A 15,073-nucleotide genomic window follows, 5' to 3' on the forward strand; every position below is an offset into this window, starting at 1 on the left:
TCACTATATTGGAAACGCCGGTGGCATATTCTGACAACCTCAAACGCAGCCTGCATATTGCGCAAGCCGTAGCCCACGAATACCGCCAGCAGCACTACGCTGCCCCGCATCTACTCACTGCCTTACTGCACAATGAGATAGGATTAGCCTCGTGGCTCGTAGCAGTTCTGGACAAAGACATTCATTATTTGCGCGAGTGGGCTGAAGTTCGGCTCGAAGACCAGCCCAAGGCCGCCCGCCCACCCGAGATGCCTACTCCCGACCCGGGTGTGCAGCAAGTGCTCGAGATGGCCGACTTGGTAGCTTTGCAGCTCTCCCGCGACTATACCGACCCACTTTGCACCTTGTCGGCACTGTTGCGTCCGGGCCTAGCGTTCACGGCGGACCAACTAAAGTCTCTTCCACTTACTCAGAAAGAGGTGATGGATGCAGCACAGGCAGAAATGCCGGCCCCCGCAGTGGTAGCAGGTGCTGACCCGAGTGCCGCCACCACTGGCGCGGCACCAGCTGGCAAAGGTGGAGCGTTAGCCACCTATTGCACCGACAAAACGGCACAGGCGCGCAATGGCAAGCTAGACCCCATCGTGGGGCGCGACCGGGAAATCCGGCTGGTGGCTGAAATTCTGGGCCGCCGGACTAAGCCCAACGTGTTGCTCATCGGGGAGCCGGGCGTGGGCAAATCGGCCTTGGTTGAAGGCTTTGCCCAACAGATTGCCCAAGGACTGGTACCAACGCACTTGCGCGAGGTGACTTTATTTGAACTGGACTTGGGCACGCTCGTGGCTGGGGCCTCTTATAAGGGCGAAGTGGAGGACCGGATTAAGAAGGTGCTAACGGAAATCAAGCAGTACACTCGGGCAATTCTGTTTATTGATGAGATTCACGTGCTGCTCGACCCCAAGGGTAGTGCTGGCAGCGGCATTGCGCAGCTACTCAAGCCAGAGCTGGCGCGGGGTGAACTGACCGTTATCGGGGCGACGACCAACGATGAGTACCGCCAATACATCGAAAAAGATGAAGCTTTTAATCGTCGCTTCGATATTGTACGTGTGGAGGAACCATCCATTGTGGTGGCCGAGCGGATGCTAGAACGGGTGCTGCCTATTTATGCCACCCACCATGGGCTGACGCTGGGTGAAGGCACCATAGCCGAAGCCGTGCGCCTAGCCAAACGCTACCTGAAGGACCGGCAACTGCCCGACTCAGCCATCGACTTGGTGGACCGCACGATGGCGGCTATTCGCATGCTCGACGAACAGGCCGTGGCAGGGCTTACACAACTGCAAACCGAATTTGATGCCTTAACGGCGCGCCGGGAGGAGTTTGAGGAAGCGGATTATCTGCGCGAACTGCGCTGGTTTTTATATCAAGTGCAAAACCAAGTCAGTCAGCTCTGGCTGAACCAACTGGAGAACGAGCAGCAACCCGAAACCCTGGAAACAAGCACCGAACTGGAAACCTACCTGCGTGAGATTCTGAGCGCCGTGCTTGGCCTAGCCGATACCAAGAAGGAAAGCGTAGAGAAGCAGGACATTGCAGCCATTGTATCGGGCAAAACCGGTATTCCGTTGGGCAAGCTGCAAAGCAATGAGCGTGAGAAACTGCTCAACATGGATCAGATTCTGCAGAAACGCGTGGTGGGGCAGGATTTTGCGGTGCGGGCCATGTGCGCGGCCATCCTAGAGGCGCGGTCAGGACTGACAAAGGCCGGTCAGCCCATCGGTTCATTCTTCTTGCTGGGGCCTACTGGCACTGGGAAGACAGAGCTGGCGAAAGCACTGGCGGACTTTCTTTTCAACGACGAGTCTTTTCTTATCCGCTTCGACATGTCGGAGTTTAAGGAAGAGCACTCGGCAGCGCTACTGTATGGCGCACCTCCCGGCTACGTGGGCTACGAGGAAGGCGGCCTGCTGGTGAATAAAATCCGGGAGAAGCCTTACTCGGTGGTGCTGTTCGATGAAATCGAGAAGGCTCACCCATCGGTGTTCGACATTTTCCTGCAAATCCTGGATGAGGGCCGCCTGCATGACCGCCTGGGCCGAGAAGGCGATTTTTCCAACGCTGTTATTCTGTTTACCTCTAATATTGGCTCAGAACAGATTAGCACTGCTTTTGCAGCTGGCCAAGCGCCCGTTGCTACGGAGCTGATGGAAACCATGGCCCGTTATTTCCGCCCAGAATTTCTGGCTCGCCTCACCGAAATCGTGCCCTTTGCGCCTATCTCAGAAGAGAATGTGGGCCGCATCTTCGACATCCACCTGCGGCCGTTGCTGGAGCAGTTGCGGCGGCAAGGCATTACTCTCAATCTCAGCGCGGAAGCCCGCGAGCATCTGGCATTATCGGGTTTCACGCCGCGCTACGGCGCACGACCTATTACGGGCGTGATTCGGCAGCAGCTGCGGCGGCCTATCTCGCGGCTCATCGTGAGCGGCGAGGCCCGCAAAGGCACGGTACTGAGTCTCAGCAAGCCCGAAGGCAGCGACGAGGTAACGTGGACCACCACGCAGCAAGCCGACGCACCTGAACCATTAGCTACAGTAGAATCAGCACTTGAGCAAGGCGAGCTGGCACCTGCCGAAACAGTCGGCACTACCGCTACCTAAGTCAGTTTCATCATGTGAATCACGTTTTGGCCTCCATTCTCGGCAGTTTTACTTATTCCTGAATACTTATGGCGTCTTTTTATGCGGAGTTGAAAGTGGAAGGGGAAACTTACCGGGTACGGGAATGTCAATTTGAGTTCGCGCAGGCAACCGACGAGCGAGGCAGAGTATAGGCCAAGGTGCGCCACGGCTTGGTTCATCTTGTTGTTGACGTACCTGATGATGACCTCCTGCTCAGGTGGGCTAACAGCGCCTACAAACCGCTAGAAAGCTACATCACGTTTTTTGCAACCGACCAGACCAGCGCACAGCCCGTGAAACGCTGGGCTTTTCGGTGGGTCATTATGTGGGCTATGACGAAACGTTTGTTTCAGGGAATGGGGACACTGGCGCCTATCATTGCTGACTCACCATCTCGGCTGAGAAACTGGAAATGACATCCGGTGGGCCAGCAAAGCCTTTTATAGCCCCCATAGCTCGCGAGTATGCCACCACAGCCGCCGCAGTCTTGCCCGCCGAGGCTGCGGCGCTTATGCCTTCGAAGCAGGAGCGCTACGCCGCTCGGATGAACATGATGCAGGGGACGCGCACCAAGCTGACCACCACCCCGAACGACACCGCTCAAACTGCCCTCACACGCCTCGAACGCAGTAATGTGGCTGTAGAAAGGGCCCGGTTGAGCAGCCACGTATATAGCAGCGATAGGATTCCACCCGTACCGAACCCGAGGGCTGGCATATGCTCGACCCGAGTGAACTGGCAAAGAAGGGCGTATCGCCCGAAATGCTGCTCGACCCTAAGTCTGACTTTAAAGCTGCTTTGTATCAGTCTTCATTTGAGCAGCCACCCAAGCTGGTAATTGCCTACGCAGGAGAGCAAGCAGTGTAATGCCGCAATGAAGCTTGCGGATGCGGTGAGTAAGAAAGTTGACCCATTTGATGTTGAAACCACGGGCCACTCGCTCGGTGGCGGCTTGGCCAGCGCCGGCAGCGTCGTGACGGGTACCAAGAGCCATACCTTCAACGCGGCGGGCTTGCATGCCAGAACTGTTATGCGCGAGCCTTACAGCATTTCGCGCGACACAATGCGGGAAAGAGCCGCTCTGATTGACGCTTATCGCTCAACTTCTGACCCACTCAACAACCTACAAAAGGCGGCAGTAGTAACTAGGGGCATTGTTTTGCCCAAAGCACTGGGCGTATCCCACGCCATCACGTCGGCTCCGCAATGGCAGCATGAATGGAGCGGTTTTGCCAATCCAGGCAAGGAGTTGGTGAGCCGGGCGCTGGATGGACACGGCATTGCCTCCCAGATGGTGGACCATATCGAGCACGAAAAGGACCAAGACACTACCACCCTCACCAATTTCCTCGCTCCATGAAATGGTGGTTATCCTTACTGACAGCGCGGCCCGGCCACCAAGCGGCCGCAGTGCTGCTATTCCTTTTCCCTTTCCACTTGTTTGGCTGTATGCAACCGAATCCCAACCCCATCTATAAGCACGCGCCAGAGGAGTTTTTTCCGGCTCCACCAGCTCTGAACGTAGCCAAAGCCATTCGGCATGACGACGTAGCTACCCTGGAAAAGCTATTTAAGCAGCACCTGGACTTGGACCCCAACCAGGCTGGCCAAAAAGGTGTTACGTTCCTGTATTGGGCCTTCGCCCATCACCACGTCAATTCTCTTAAAGCCTTGGTGGCCCACGGCGCCGACGTCAACCGCTCGCTACCGCTGCCCAACGAGAAGGGTGGCACCGATATTACCCACCTTATCAATATTGCAGCTGAAGGACCTAAAGACGAACTGCTGGTGGCCTTGCTCGACCTAGGCGCTAACCCCAACGCGAAAGACGAACGCCAGGTACCGGCTTTGCTCAATGCCCTCTACATCAACAACTATAAGCGCATGAAGCTGCTGCTCGACCGCGGCGCAGACATCGATGCGACCGACAGTGGGGGCTACACCGCCCTTTCTACCTTGGCCAGCCTCAACAATTTTGAGGTGGTACACTACTTACTCGAACGTGGTGCTGACTGGCGTAAAGCTGACGGGGACGTAGCGCTCAGCACCCAGGAAAAGGATATTGGCAACGCCGAGGCGGTTGCCTGGCAAATCAAAGTCAAGCATCTACTTATGGCGAAGGGCGTTAAATTCCCAGTGCCTTCGTCGGGGACGGCACGCTACCACGACATCCGTACCAAATGGGAGCAAACTCCTGAGGGGCATGCCTGGCGTGTCAAACTTGACGCTCTCGGCGCCCAGCCCGATGTAGTGGGCAAAGCATGGACTAAGGAAGAATTAGCAGCACGCACTGCTATGCGAACCCAGAATCACCCGAAGGCATTCCCCAACCGCCCTTATTAAGGGCGGTTGGGGAATGCCTTCGGGTGATTCTGGGTTCGCTAGATAGTTAGTTTTATTTGATTACTGTTTGAGCGTGGCAGAGCGAAGGCTCCACCACACACTTAGGTTTATTTGATTATTCCTGCCCCAGCCAGTAAGCTTAGGGGCTTCACTGTCACTTCGTAAGGCAGGTTCAGGGCTGACTGTCCGGACAAGACCGTTTGTAGTTCCTGAGCAGCCCGCTGCCACTCCGGCCCACTGAGGCGGCTTGGCTCGGCGGGCGTAAGCAGCACTTTAATGCAACGCACGAAGCCAGCCGTGGGCGTAGTGCCGGTTTGAAAGCCTTTTTCGATGTGCACTTCTGCTAACTGCGGTCCCAGTTCGGCCCAGCAGGCAGCACGGATATCGGCCAAGGTGACGAGGCGGTTGCGGGCCAGCAAATTGCGGCGCAGCGCGTGGGTCCGCTCCTCGGGGCGGGGCCGCTCCCGACCACCACCTGTGGTGGTAAGCAGGCGCACCTCATCAAGGTAATGTCCATCGTAGACGCGCAGACGGCTGCCAGCGGGCAGGCGATTGGCGGCCTCACCGTTGCTCGACCAGTACTCCAGGTAGACGCTGTCGTTTACGTCGCGCGGGCGCAGCAGTAGGTAGGGTACGGGCTGCTCGGCAATGCGGCTGCGGTCGAGGCGCTCTTCGAGGCGGGCAAGGTTTTGCTCCAGTTCACGCAGAATAGAACCGATAAAGTCGGTGCCGGCGGCGGTGAAGGCGCGGCTCTCATCGCGGAGCAGCTCCAGCATCTCGCGTAGGGACTCGCGCCCAGTTCGGGTATCAAAACGGCCTACCCCGTGAGTGCGAAGCGTGTAAGTGTCGGTCGCACCTTCAGAAAGGTTACTAAGCGTAGTGGAGCGGTAGGCCACATTGCTGAGACTGTATACATCGCGCACGGCCAGAAACGGCTCTTCGCTCACTAAAGGGAAGAGATTGAGGGCCGGCTGCAAGCGAAAAAGCACCTTATGCAGCCGACGATTGAGCACGGGGAAGCAATTCAGGGCGCACACTAGCTGATCAAATGCTTCAGGCGGTAGCGCGTGCGCAAATCGAACTTCCAGCCACGTTAGGGGCTGGTTGAGGGCTTGCAGCTCCGTAGCCGGGTTGAAAGAAGCGGTCAATTCGGCTGGGTACGGACGAGCCGCATAAGTTGTCAGCACTCCGCCGGATGTTCCCGTGGGTGTTACTCCAGGTTCTGCCAAACGCACGAAAGAAGGCGCATATAGTGCCCGTACTTTCTGTTCGGCGCGCCGCAGAAAATCGTATTCCGAGTTCAGATGTCCTGCTGCCGTGCCAGCCGAGGGGGCGGGCTCCGGCAAACCCTGAATAGGTGTTACCTCTACTCCACCCAGCAGCCACTGCTCGCCGGGCAAAAAGGCGGCGTAGGCGGCGCGGCGCGGCTCGTTCAACCAATCAAAATAAAAGGTTAAATCCTTTAGCTCTACGCCTTCGGCGGGCAGCTCTATGCCTATCCAAAGCCGACGGTACTGGGCCGGTGGAGGGGCTACTGCTTGCGCTACTATCCGCTTCTGGCCCGCGTTCTCTATCTGCCATATAGTAGTATCGGTGGCCAGGCAGCGCACCGCACCGCTCACCAAGCGGGTGGTCTGCAGAGGTGAGAAAAACAGTTCTTGGCCTGCTGCCTGCCGCCCCACAGTTGGCGGCTCAAATACGAACTGCGCATCATCGGGCAAGGACACTACGGCCTCGCGGGCCCGGGCCTGGGCCACGGCATGGGCCGGGTGCGGAGCGTCCACCACGTCAGGGTTGAGCAGGGTGGCGAGCCGCTCAATGAGCCGATACTGCGTGTTGTGCAACTCCTGGCCAATTTTCTCAAATTCTACGGAGCAGGCTTCCAATAGTAAGTGTACCAGAGGGTCGAAGGCGTCGAGGTCGCCCTCACCGTAGCCCCACAACTCGGCGGCTTGGCGTGTAAGACGACTCTTAACACTAGCTTTGCTAAAATCGGCACCGGCGGGCGCGGCAAAGGACGGAGGAGGTAGCATGGGCAAAGGTTAAAAAGCGGGATTGAAAGAACGTGGTGCAGAGCTTAGTGAGGCAGAACGTTCTAATTTTCGGAGGGGCCTCTAATCAATAGATAGCGGAGCCACAAACAAACTGGCCTGGAAGGCAAACGGCTCATCGGTGCGGTGTAAGGCAGCGGTTATCGTCACTTCCAGGCGCTTACGAATGCGTTGGCTGACGTTTCTCAGCTCAAAATCCGTCACTGCCACCTGCGCCCGAGCCCGGACCAAGCGTGGCTCGTACAGACGTATGGATTGTTCTACGGAGTGTTGGACGTTGTCTTTCCAGCGCATGGTCGTCATGGCTTCAAAATCCTGCTCCCACACCTGGCAGCCAAAATCCGGCTCATAGCGAGACTCCCCAAAGTAGGTGGTCAGCATCAGATACAAGTGCTGGGCAATCGACTCCTGCACAGAGCAGCGGGGTAACAACTGGCGTTCCAGCACTCCTTCTAAATCTAGAGGCAAGCGGTAATAAGTGGCACTCATACGCGGCAAGTTGATTAACGAATAAATTAGGCTAGTAGCAGGTGCTCATCAAAACTACAACGGCAACCACAACGGCAACACTTTTCTGGCACGCAATCTACATCAGACCTTAATTTTTCGGGGTTCACAGCGGTTTCCTAACCCAGCAGCTAGTTAATGGTGACAGCCGTTTACTATATAAACAGCGCTTTATTAGGAAGAGTCCTACTGAGAGACCAAAACAATTACGTATATACAATATTTATTAAATAGATTAGCAACCACGTGGACATAGTTTTAGCGGAGCAGTCCGTCGCCTGAAACTTCGGCTTATCCTTTTTATTATTTTAATTGTACGTAACTTGCCCTGGGGCAAAAGCTGGCGCCTTGCTCACTCCTACTCACTACCTTTCCTTGCTCTTATGTCGTTTAGTGCTTCCCTTATCATTGATGGTCAAAAATATACCGTACGCCGATTTAATTGGGGCTTACGGCAAAACACTGATGTAGTAGGCCGCCCAGATGCTCGCGTGCAAGGTGGTCAGCTTCACGTTGAACTGGATTCCCAGCCCGATGAGATGATACACCACTGGGCGTTAGACGACACGAAGAAGATGAGCGGCAAATTGGTCGTGTACGCAAGCGACAGCGACTCAATCCGTAAATCCATCGAATTTGAAGAAGCTTTCTGCGTGGGACTGAGCAAGAATTTCGACGGATCGGCTTCCAATCAAGGCATGACGATGTCCCTGGCCCTGTCGGCCAACAAGCTCAGCAGCGGGAGCGTGAAACTTAACAATCACTGGCCTGCCTAACCTTTAGCTCGCTAGGCGCTGCCTGGCCTTCTGTATGTCTTCCTTCCGCTGTATTCTCACCCTCGACAACCAGGAGTTTCCGGTTGTACATTGTTCCTATCAATTCAGCCAAGCCATTACCGAGCGGGGTCGGGCCGGCGCCAAAGTACGGAGTGGCCTGCTCACACTACACCTCGACGTACCCGACGGCGACCAGCTGGTGGGCTGGGCCAACGACCCGCAGAAGAAGCATAATGGATACCTGACTTTCCACGAGACAGACCTGCCTGTAGCCCGTGAAAGGCTGGATTTTGAGGATGGATTTTGTGTGTCCTACGACGAAGTCTTCTCCTCTGGGGCCGAGCCGGAAGGTGCTTACCGCTGTATCCTGCAAATTTCAGCCGCCAAACTCACGTTAGGCACAACTGAGAAAGATAACACTTGGGAAAAGACACGCTAGCGAGTATTTACAAAGTTCTACCATAGCATCTTTCTCAGATAGCCCGGAGCAATCTGAGAAAGATAACACTTGTTGTAGGAATTCATTGGCGTGTTGCTGACTTAATTACTAGCTATTCACCTGACAGCTTAGTTCATCGGATAGCTAATACAGCAGCTAAGGCTGCTGTATTAGCTATCCTCGACACTGGTCGGCATTAAGTCGTAAAACGCTGCTAACACTCACTTCTGTAGGCCCATTGGCTCCCGGGCTGCACTATCCAACCTCGGATTATTCAGTTACTGAGCCAGTACACAGCTCAGCAGGTCTGATATGGGGCGCTCAACAGTAGTTGGGGCTATGGTAGCCCTTGTGATTTTCATCAAAATGGCGCCAAACAGTTTTCGCCAGACTACACCTGTTTACATTTTTATTATCAATAAGAGCTGGCACCTACTGAGGTTCTTAACGAAAAGATAATTCCGCAGAAGTGACAGGGTCAAGGGCTAATGGAGATGGAGAAGTCTTTTCCTGTTGTAACAGATTTAAGATTCGAGCGTTTTCCGGACTGATTTTCGGCAGTTGCTGTAAGAGCAAATCCGATGCAGGCAGTCGGTATACTAGCGTTTCGTAATGTCAATAAAGACTATTTGATAGGACTCCTGTCGCTTAAACTCATAAAAAACCAGCCAGTTACTGCAATTGCTCCAATATAGAAAGGGTGGCTTATCGGTCTGAGCTAAAGCATGAGCAGCATACCCCTCCCGGTGGTACAGCAGCTTGGGTGGCTTGCCCGAAATCCATAAGGCCAAAGGAGTAATGAAGCTGCCCAAACTTCACGAGGAACTCCTATACAGGCTACATATGCCCCGGGCTTGGTAGCTGAGTACCATCTGAGTCTATATTTGTAAGGAACTTCCACATAATTGCCTTCCTTACCCATCACCCGGAAAAGTTGATGCCCGCCGCCGAGCGGATTGGCCTGGGGGGCCACAGTTCCCTCAATGTAGACGCCGTACCTTCTGACGGACCAACGGAGTGAAGCACAATTCATGGCACCAGGGTAATCAAGCGCCATTTTCAACACTGTTTCCGAGGGAGTAGTCAATTTCTGGTTCGACATCCCCTTCCTAGCCCACTGCAAAGCTTCCTGTACTTTATAGGTACGCTGTCCGATACTAAGATACTAAGGTTGAAGCCCTTTACGTCGCTGAAGGCATTGGCATAATCAGGGTATTTGGCCAAATAACGTACCGCTGCTGCTTTATTGAGCGCACTCGCCCCTTGCACACTCGCTTTCACGGCGGCTCCGGCGCCTTTGGCCAGTAACAAGTCATCGATGATGCGGCCTACCGCCCAGCCCCACTGCCGGGGCGTCCAGCGTAGTACGTCTTGTGCTAATTTTTGAACGGCGGCAATAATTTGCCACTGCCGCTACGCCACGTGCGTCCCCCAACGCCTGTCGAATGCCTCAGCAGCAGCCAGGCCTTTGGCTAGGTTGAACGGGTCGAGCATATTCAGCGCCGTCAGGGTTGTAGCCATCTCGGTCCACGTTTTCTGCTGCCAGATGTCGTGCGAGACGAGGCTCGAGGCACTTTTTAGCGATTCTTCTAAACCATCCAGAACGCCTTGAGAAAACTCATGCTAGGCCTTGGCGAGTGATAGGCTGGAATCGGTCAGATACCCCATAAAATCGGCCTCGGTCAGGCTGCGGGAACGAAAGCGTGGCGGGTCACCAGCCCGCACTATGGCATCGTTCATACCACGCGAAGTAACGCGCTTGGGAGCCCCATTGGGCAGGAAATGCCCTGGTCGGGGCGGGCCGGCAGTGCCAAATGTGAAGCGGCTGGAACGCTGATTAGTAGGTAACATAGGCCAAAAGGTAACACGATTGCATTAGTAAACGTAGTGCGTACAGCTTAGTTTTGCTGAGCAGGCTCACCAGGCGGGTAATTCATGCACCTGCGCGCTCACGCGTACTCGCCGTATTGCTCTCTTTATGTCGTATCCCGTTCGAGTTACTGTGCAAGTGGAAGGAGGGGGCACCCTCACCGATTTCAAGAGCTTGACCATTGCCCAAGAACTCTTCACCCACCACACTTTTGCTCTTGACTTCTCCTTTGAGGCGTTAGGTAAAGCGCTGGGAATAACTCCGGATGCTTTATTCAAGCAGGCGCATGAGCAACTGAGCGGCAAAAATATTACCATCAGCTGGACCAGCGGCTTGCCCAACGAAACGGGACGCTCCTTTGAGTTCAAAGGACTGATCACGGAAACCAGCATTCAGACTAGCTCCGACCTCACGAACTATTATCACATCAGCGGGAGCAGCCCCACCTTCTTGCTGGAAGACGGCAGCCAGAGCCGCTCTTTCGTGAAGCAAACGGTTCAGCAGATTTTCACCACCGTGCTGACCGATTATCCCGGCAATGCTTTTGCCCGCCAGCTTAAACCCAAACGCAAAGCCGTACTGCCCTACGTGGCGCAGTACGACGAAACGAATTTCAACTTTCTGAGCCGGCTCGCGGCCCAACAGGGTGAGTGGTTTTACTACGATGGCACCTCGGTGCAGCTCGGGCTCGCCAATGCCAAAACCATTGCCTTTCAAAGCAATGGTGTACAGAACTTTACTCTGACAATGAACCTGCAGCCCAGCCAGCTTCAGGGCAGCCACTACAACTACCGCACGCATCAGCCCTTGCAAGCCACCGCCAAAGCCCCAACCAGGGGTGATGCGTTCAGCCAGTTCGCGGTGAAGCGCTCGAGAGAGGTATTTAGTAATCCGCACCGCGTCATGGCCGACTCCGTGCTCACCGATAAAGCCCAGCTTCAGCAGAGCATGGATATCTTGGCGGCCAAGCAGGTAAGCAGCTTGGTGGCGCTCGAGGGCCACGGCGAAGCCTATGACCTGACTCCCGGGAGCTTGCTCGCCGTGAGCGACGCCGCCGGAGTGGACTACGGCCAGTTTCGAGTGCTGGCAGTGGAGCACACGCTGGACGGCGACGGCAACTACCAAAACCGCTTCAAAGGCATGTCGGGAACCTTGGACAGCCCGCCGCCTAACGAATTTTACGCTCCGCCGTCCGCTCACCCAGAGTTAGCGGAGGTTATCGACTTGGCTGACCCACGGAATATAGGCCGCGTACGGGTACGATTTCACTGGCCGGTAGAGACTCCCAAAGATGCCGAATCGGGCTGGTTACGCGTGACTACACCCTACAGCGGCGATGGCAAAGGCCAGATGTTTACACCAGAAGTGGGCTCGCAAGTGTTGGTAAATTACGAGCATGGATTAGCGGAGTTCCCAGTAGTGGTGGGCAACTTGTTTCACCCCCAAAATAAGCAGGGCGCTAAGTACAGCCCGGTCAAAAACCTCCTCAAGGGGCTGCAAACGGCAGGCGGCAACAAGTTTGTGATGAAGGACACCCGAGGTGAGCAGCAGATTCTCATCTCCAACTCCAACAACAAAGGCACGGCCATTGAAGTTGACTTCCAAGGCAACGGCCGTATTACTATCAGGAGCAATGGGCCTGTCACGGTGCTCAGCCCCACTATTACCCTCGAAGCGGGTGATGAGGGCGAGATTAATATGCACGCTAAAACAATTACCCTCGAAGCAGAAGAATTAGTGCGTCTCAGTTCGACTACGAAAGATGTAGAAATTGTGGCGAAGGAAATACTGGCCTATCAGGGACGCGAGGTTAACGGCAAGGCTAATGAGCGGATGAACCTGGACGGGGGCAGGAAGTTAACGACCGATTCCTCGGATTCAGAATACTTATAATACCTCAGCACATGGCGGACGACGCAGACGAGTATGTGGTAACGGGGGCTCTGCTTCAGTGCAGCCAAGGCACCATACCAGGCCTGTTCAAGGCTACCCCGCGCAAGACGAAAGTTATGGGATTGATGGTCGGCACGGAGGTGGACAAGGCTCCGCTAGTCAATATCCCCTCCTTTGGTATTTGTAAAAAGCTCACCCAGGCGGCCGGCGGCAGCCCGATACCGTGCGTACCAGCATGCGCTGCCTGGCAGAAGACCTATCCGGCACGCATGGGAGGCGCCAAACCTTTGCTAAAGATGTCGTGCGCAACCTGCTCGGCTGGCCAGGGCAAGGTTGAATTTATGATGTCGGGCCAGATTCCTCTTTCGGCCGCCGACCTGCGGGACTTGAACAAACTAGTAAATGAGCAGAAGGCAACCCTACACAAAGCTGAGTTGGAGAGGAAGTCGGTCGGGGAGGCCGGCCTAGTGGAAGGAATGGTTCCGGTCTGGGGCTCCGGCCGGGACCTGGTTCATTCAGTGCAAACTGGCGACAAGCTCGGAGCCGCAGTAAATGCAGGCTTCCTAGCTTGGGACGCGGCCTCAGTTGTGGCGGGTGCGTTTACGTTTGGGACGGCTACGGCGGGCATGATGGCTGGCAAAGCCGGCGTGCGCGCAACCATGAAAGCAGGTGCGCGTGTGGCGGTAGGCATGGCTCGCAAGGAAGCTGCACACTGGATGGCCCGCTCAGCAGCGCTGCACGGAGGCTTGCGGAAAGCCATAGCAGTCGCGCGCAAGCGCGCAGGTAAGCTCTGCGTGCGGGCTTGCTTCGCAGCCGATACACCCGTGCACACACGCTCCGGCCCACGGCCCATTTCCCAGGTGGTGCCTGGCGATGAGGTATGGGCTTGGGATGAAGCCACCCATCAGAGTGCCTGGAAGCCAGTGACCGAAGTATTCCGCAGCGATGCCACCGAAATAGCCGAACTTGACCTTGGTACGGGGGCTCCGCTGCGCCTGACCCCCGCCCACTGGCTCTACGCTACCCCAGGCGGCTGGACAGCAGCGGGAGACCTACAGCCCGGCCAGCATGTACATACCCGGGAAGCCGGCCCGCTGGAGCTTCGCGGCAAAGTGATTCATGTACAGACAGAGGCGGTCTATAACCTGGAAGTGAAAGACTTTCACACTTACTTTGCCGGGTCGGGGGAGGTGCTAGCTCATAATAAGTGTGATGCCTTGACGGAGTTGGTAGACATTGGCGGAGGGGTACTCAAGAAGCGCCTCAAGCCCAACACCACTTATATACGCAACGGCTATGGGTACAGCACTGATGCTTTCGGCCGCATCAAGAGCGCAGGGGGCGATTTGCGGCTGGATAAAGCGGCACGCGATGCACACATGCAACGCACGGTGGGCAAAGGCGACGGCCGGATACCCGGTGACGCGGGCGGGCACTTGATCGGGGCACAGTTCGGCGGCCATGGAGCCAATGCCAATATGGTACCGATGAAGCATGACGGCGTCAATGCCTACCCTAATGGCAAGTGGGGCAATATGGAGAAATCCTGGTCCGACGCGCTAAATCAAGGCAAGAAGGTGCATGTAGAGATTGAAGCTATTTACAAGGATGCTACTACCCGACCTCATAGCTTTAAAGTAATTGAATGGATTGACGGCGTGCCCAACAAACGTACCATCAATAATTTTTAAACACATTTCATGACCGACGAAATTCAAAGCCTATTTCAGCACATTGGCCAGCTTGCTTTTAATAGTGTTCCCACCGACGAATGGGATATTATTACAATAACTGTCAGAGCCATTCTTCCTTACGTAGAAGAGAATGTAACCTACACTCACAAAGAGAAGCAGTTTGTACCCAAAGCTTTCCTGATTAATGATGATGACTTGGATTATGACGAGCAAGCTACTCCTAGTTTTGAGCGTCTACGTCAGTTGATGTATAATGAAGCCCCTTTTCGTGGCGCATGGTACACGGCGGTAATGACCATTACTAATGACGGCAAGTTTGATACGGAGTTTGACTATGACAAAAAGCCTTCTTTCGACTATGAGTCGGAAGACGCTGAGTATGCCAAAGACTTTGAACACTTCCCGCGCAACGAGGAAAGCACGCCGGACTGGCTAAAAGACATTGTGCAGAAGCATGAGTTAAAGTACCATGAAGCCGAACCTCTAGCTTAACTCATACAAGGCCCCGGCAATCGTTGGGGCTTTTTGCTGCCCTACTAGGGCACAACAAGTACGACGATTACCACCGACGCGGGCACAATGCGCACGGCGAACTCGACCGCGACCCGCTAGGTCACGCTACCGCATACGACTACAATGGGCTAGGCCTGGTTACCTAAGTGACTTACCTTGAGCAACCTCATGTATTCTTCTAATGGTCAGCAGGAAGTGGTGTATGAATACGCTGGGCAAAGTTGCTTGGTCCAACGCCGGCAAGCTAACACGCTAGAGCCTGCTATGGACTTGTAGGCGAACTTAGCGGCATGGAAGTCCCGCGCCATGCTTATCCGGGCGACGTGACCGACGAGGAATGGGCGTTTCTACTGCCGTAGTTGC

Annotated in this window: 13 protein-coding genes; 10 read left to right on the forward strand and 3 right to left on the reverse strand. The window is 55.1% G+C overall.

Annotated elements, in window-relative coordinates; all coding sequences use genetic code 11:
* The first annotated feature begins 20 nt into the window (after positions 1–20).
* The 5 genes from WX88_RS19650 (at position 21) to WX88_RS19660 (ending at position 4,967) form a co-directional block, all read left to right on the forward strand.
* Positions 21–2,603: an ATP-dependent Clp protease ATP-binding subunit gene (locus tag WX88_RS19650; RefSeq protein WP_046246133.1), complete on the forward strand. Its 2,583-nt coding sequence runs from the start codon at positions 21–23 to the stop codon at positions 2,601–2,603.
* 68 nt (positions 2,604–2,671) lie between these two features.
* Complete coding sequence (tssD, locus tag WX88_RS32155; RefSeq protein WP_197076860.1) at positions 2,672–2,776, forward strand: type VI secretion system tube protein TssD; 105 nt, start codon at positions 2,672–2,674, stop codon at positions 2,774–2,776.
* 565 nt (positions 2,777–3,341) lie between these two features.
* Positions 3,342–3,491: a hypothetical protein gene (locus WX88_RS30320; protein ID WP_156176287.1), complete on the forward strand. Its 150-nt coding sequence runs from the start codon at positions 3,342–3,344 to the stop codon at positions 3,489–3,491.
* A 25-nt stretch (positions 3,492–3,516) separates the two neighbouring features.
* Complete coding sequence (locus tag WX88_RS30950; RefSeq protein WP_197076861.1) at positions 3,517–3,984, forward strand: hypothetical protein; 468 nt, start codon at positions 3,517–3,519, stop codon at positions 3,982–3,984.
* The gene (locus WX88_RS19660) at positions 3,981–4,967 is read left to right on the forward strand and encodes an ankyrin repeat domain-containing protein (protein ID WP_197076862.1); all 987 of its coding nucleotides are present in this window, start codon (positions 3,981–3,983) and stop codon (positions 4,965–4,967) included. Before WX88_RS30950 ends, WX88_RS19660 begins: the two co-directional genes overlap by 4 nt.
* 107 nt (positions 4,968–5,074) lie before the next feature.
* Here the strand turns inward: WX88_RS19660 and WX88_RS19665 are convergent, their stop codons facing one another.
* Together WX88_RS19665 and WX88_RS19670 are read right to left on the reverse strand one after the other, a co-directional pair.
* Positions 5,075–7,000, reverse strand: a complete 1,926-nt coding sequence (locus tag WX88_RS19665) for a type VI secretion system baseplate subunit TssF (protein ID WP_046246115.1) — start codon at positions 6,998–7,000, stop codon at positions 5,075–5,077.
* Between the two features lie 81 nt (positions 7,001–7,081).
* Positions 7,082–7,507, reverse strand: a complete 426-nt coding sequence (locus WX88_RS19670) for a GPW/gp25 family protein (protein WP_046246116.1) — start codon at positions 7,505–7,507, stop codon at positions 7,082–7,084.
* Between the two features lie 401 nt (positions 7,508–7,908).
* Between WX88_RS19670 and tssD (WX88_RS19675) the strand changes: the two genes are divergently transcribed.
* Positions 7,909–8,301, forward strand: coding sequence for a type VI secretion system tube protein TssD (tssD, locus tag WX88_RS19675; RefSeq protein WP_046246117.1), 393 nt, complete (start codon positions 7,909–7,911; stop codon positions 8,299–8,301).
* Positions 8,302–8,335: 34 nt separating this feature from the next.
* Positions 8,336–8,740, forward strand: a complete 405-nt coding sequence (gene tssD, locus WX88_RS19680; RefSeq protein ID WP_052732875.1) for a type VI secretion system tube protein TssD — start codon at positions 8,336–8,338, stop codon at positions 8,738–8,740.
* Between the two features lie 1,623 nt (positions 8,741–10,363).
* On the opposite strand, the gene WX88_RS19685 is transcribed toward tssD (WX88_RS19680), so the two are convergent.
* Positions 10,364–10,591, reverse strand: a complete 228-nt coding sequence (locus WX88_RS19685) for a hypothetical protein (RefSeq protein ID WP_046246118.1) — start codon at positions 10,589–10,591, stop codon at positions 10,364–10,366.
* 127 nt (positions 10,592–10,718) lie between these two features.
* Between WX88_RS19685 and WX88_RS19690 the strand changes: the two genes are divergently transcribed.
* The 3 genes from WX88_RS19690 to WX88_RS28025 are packed head-to-tail and all read left to right on the forward strand — an operon-like array spanning position 10,719 to position 14,689.
* The gene (locus WX88_RS19690; protein WP_082116167.1) at positions 10,719–12,503 is read left to right on the forward strand and encodes a type VI secretion system Vgr family protein; all 1,785 of its coding nucleotides are present in this window, start codon (positions 10,719–10,721) and stop codon (positions 12,501–12,503) included.
* Between the two features lie 11 nt (positions 12,504–12,514).
* Complete coding sequence (locus WX88_RS28020; protein ID WP_052732876.1) at positions 12,515–14,194, forward strand: DNA/RNA non-specific endonuclease; 1,680 nt, start codon at positions 12,515–12,517, stop codon at positions 14,192–14,194.
* Positions 14,195–14,203: 9 nt separating this feature from the next.
* On the forward strand, positions 14,204–14,689 hold the full coding sequence (locus WX88_RS28025; RefSeq protein ID WP_052732877.1) for an immunity protein YezG family protein: 486 nt from the start codon (positions 14,204–14,206) through the stop codon (positions 14,687–14,689).
* Positions 14,690–15,073: the final 384 nt, after the last annotated feature.

Source organism: Hymenobacter terrenus (genome assembly GCF_000972495.1).
Taxonomy (GTDB): domain Bacteria; phylum Bacteroidota; class Bacteroidia; order Cytophagales; family Hymenobacteraceae; genus Hymenobacter; species Hymenobacter terrenus.

Excerpts from the sequence above, each read along its gene's own strand:
- tssD (WP_197076860.1), top strand. The coding sequence starts at position 2,672 with ATGGCGTCTTTTTATGCGGAGTTGAAAGTGGAAGGGGAAACTTACCGG.
- WX88_RS30320 (WP_156176287.1), top strand. The coding sequence starts at position 3,342 with ATGCTCGACCCGAGTGAACTGGCAAAGAAGGGCGTATCGCCCGAAATG.
- WX88_RS19660 (WP_197076862.1), top strand. The coding sequence starts at position 3,981 with ATGAAATGGTGGTTATCCTTACTGACAGCGCGGCCCGGCCACCAAGCG.
- WX88_RS19665 (WP_046246115.1), bottom strand. The coding sequence starts at position 7,000 with ATGCTACCTCCTCCGTCCTTTGCCGCGCCCGCCGGTGCCGATTTTAGC.
- WX88_RS19670 (WP_046246116.1), bottom strand. The coding sequence starts at position 7,507 with ATGAGTGCCACTTATTACCGCTTGCCTCTAGATTTAGAAGGAGTGCTG.
- tssD (WP_046246117.1), top strand. The coding sequence starts at position 7,909 with ATGTCGTTTAGTGCTTCCCTTATCATTGATGGTCAAAAATATACCGTA.
- tssD (WP_052732875.1), top strand. The coding sequence starts at position 8,336 with ATGTCTTCCTTCCGCTGTATTCTCACCCTCGACAACCAGGAGTTTCCG.
- WX88_RS19685 (WP_046246118.1), bottom strand. The coding sequence starts at position 10,591 with ATGTTACCTACTAATCAGCGTTCCAGCCGCTTCACATTTGGCACTGCC.
- WX88_RS19690 (WP_082116167.1), top strand. The coding sequence starts at position 10,719 with ATGTCGTATCCCGTTCGAGTTACTGTGCAAGTGGAAGGAGGGGGCACC.
- WX88_RS28020 (WP_052732876.1), top strand. The coding sequence starts at position 12,515 with ATGGCGGACGACGCAGACGAGTATGTGGTAACGGGGGCTCTGCTTCAG.
- WX88_RS28025 (WP_052732877.1), top strand. The coding sequence starts at position 14,204 with ATGACCGACGAAATTCAAAGCCTATTTCAGCACATTGGCCAGCTTGCT.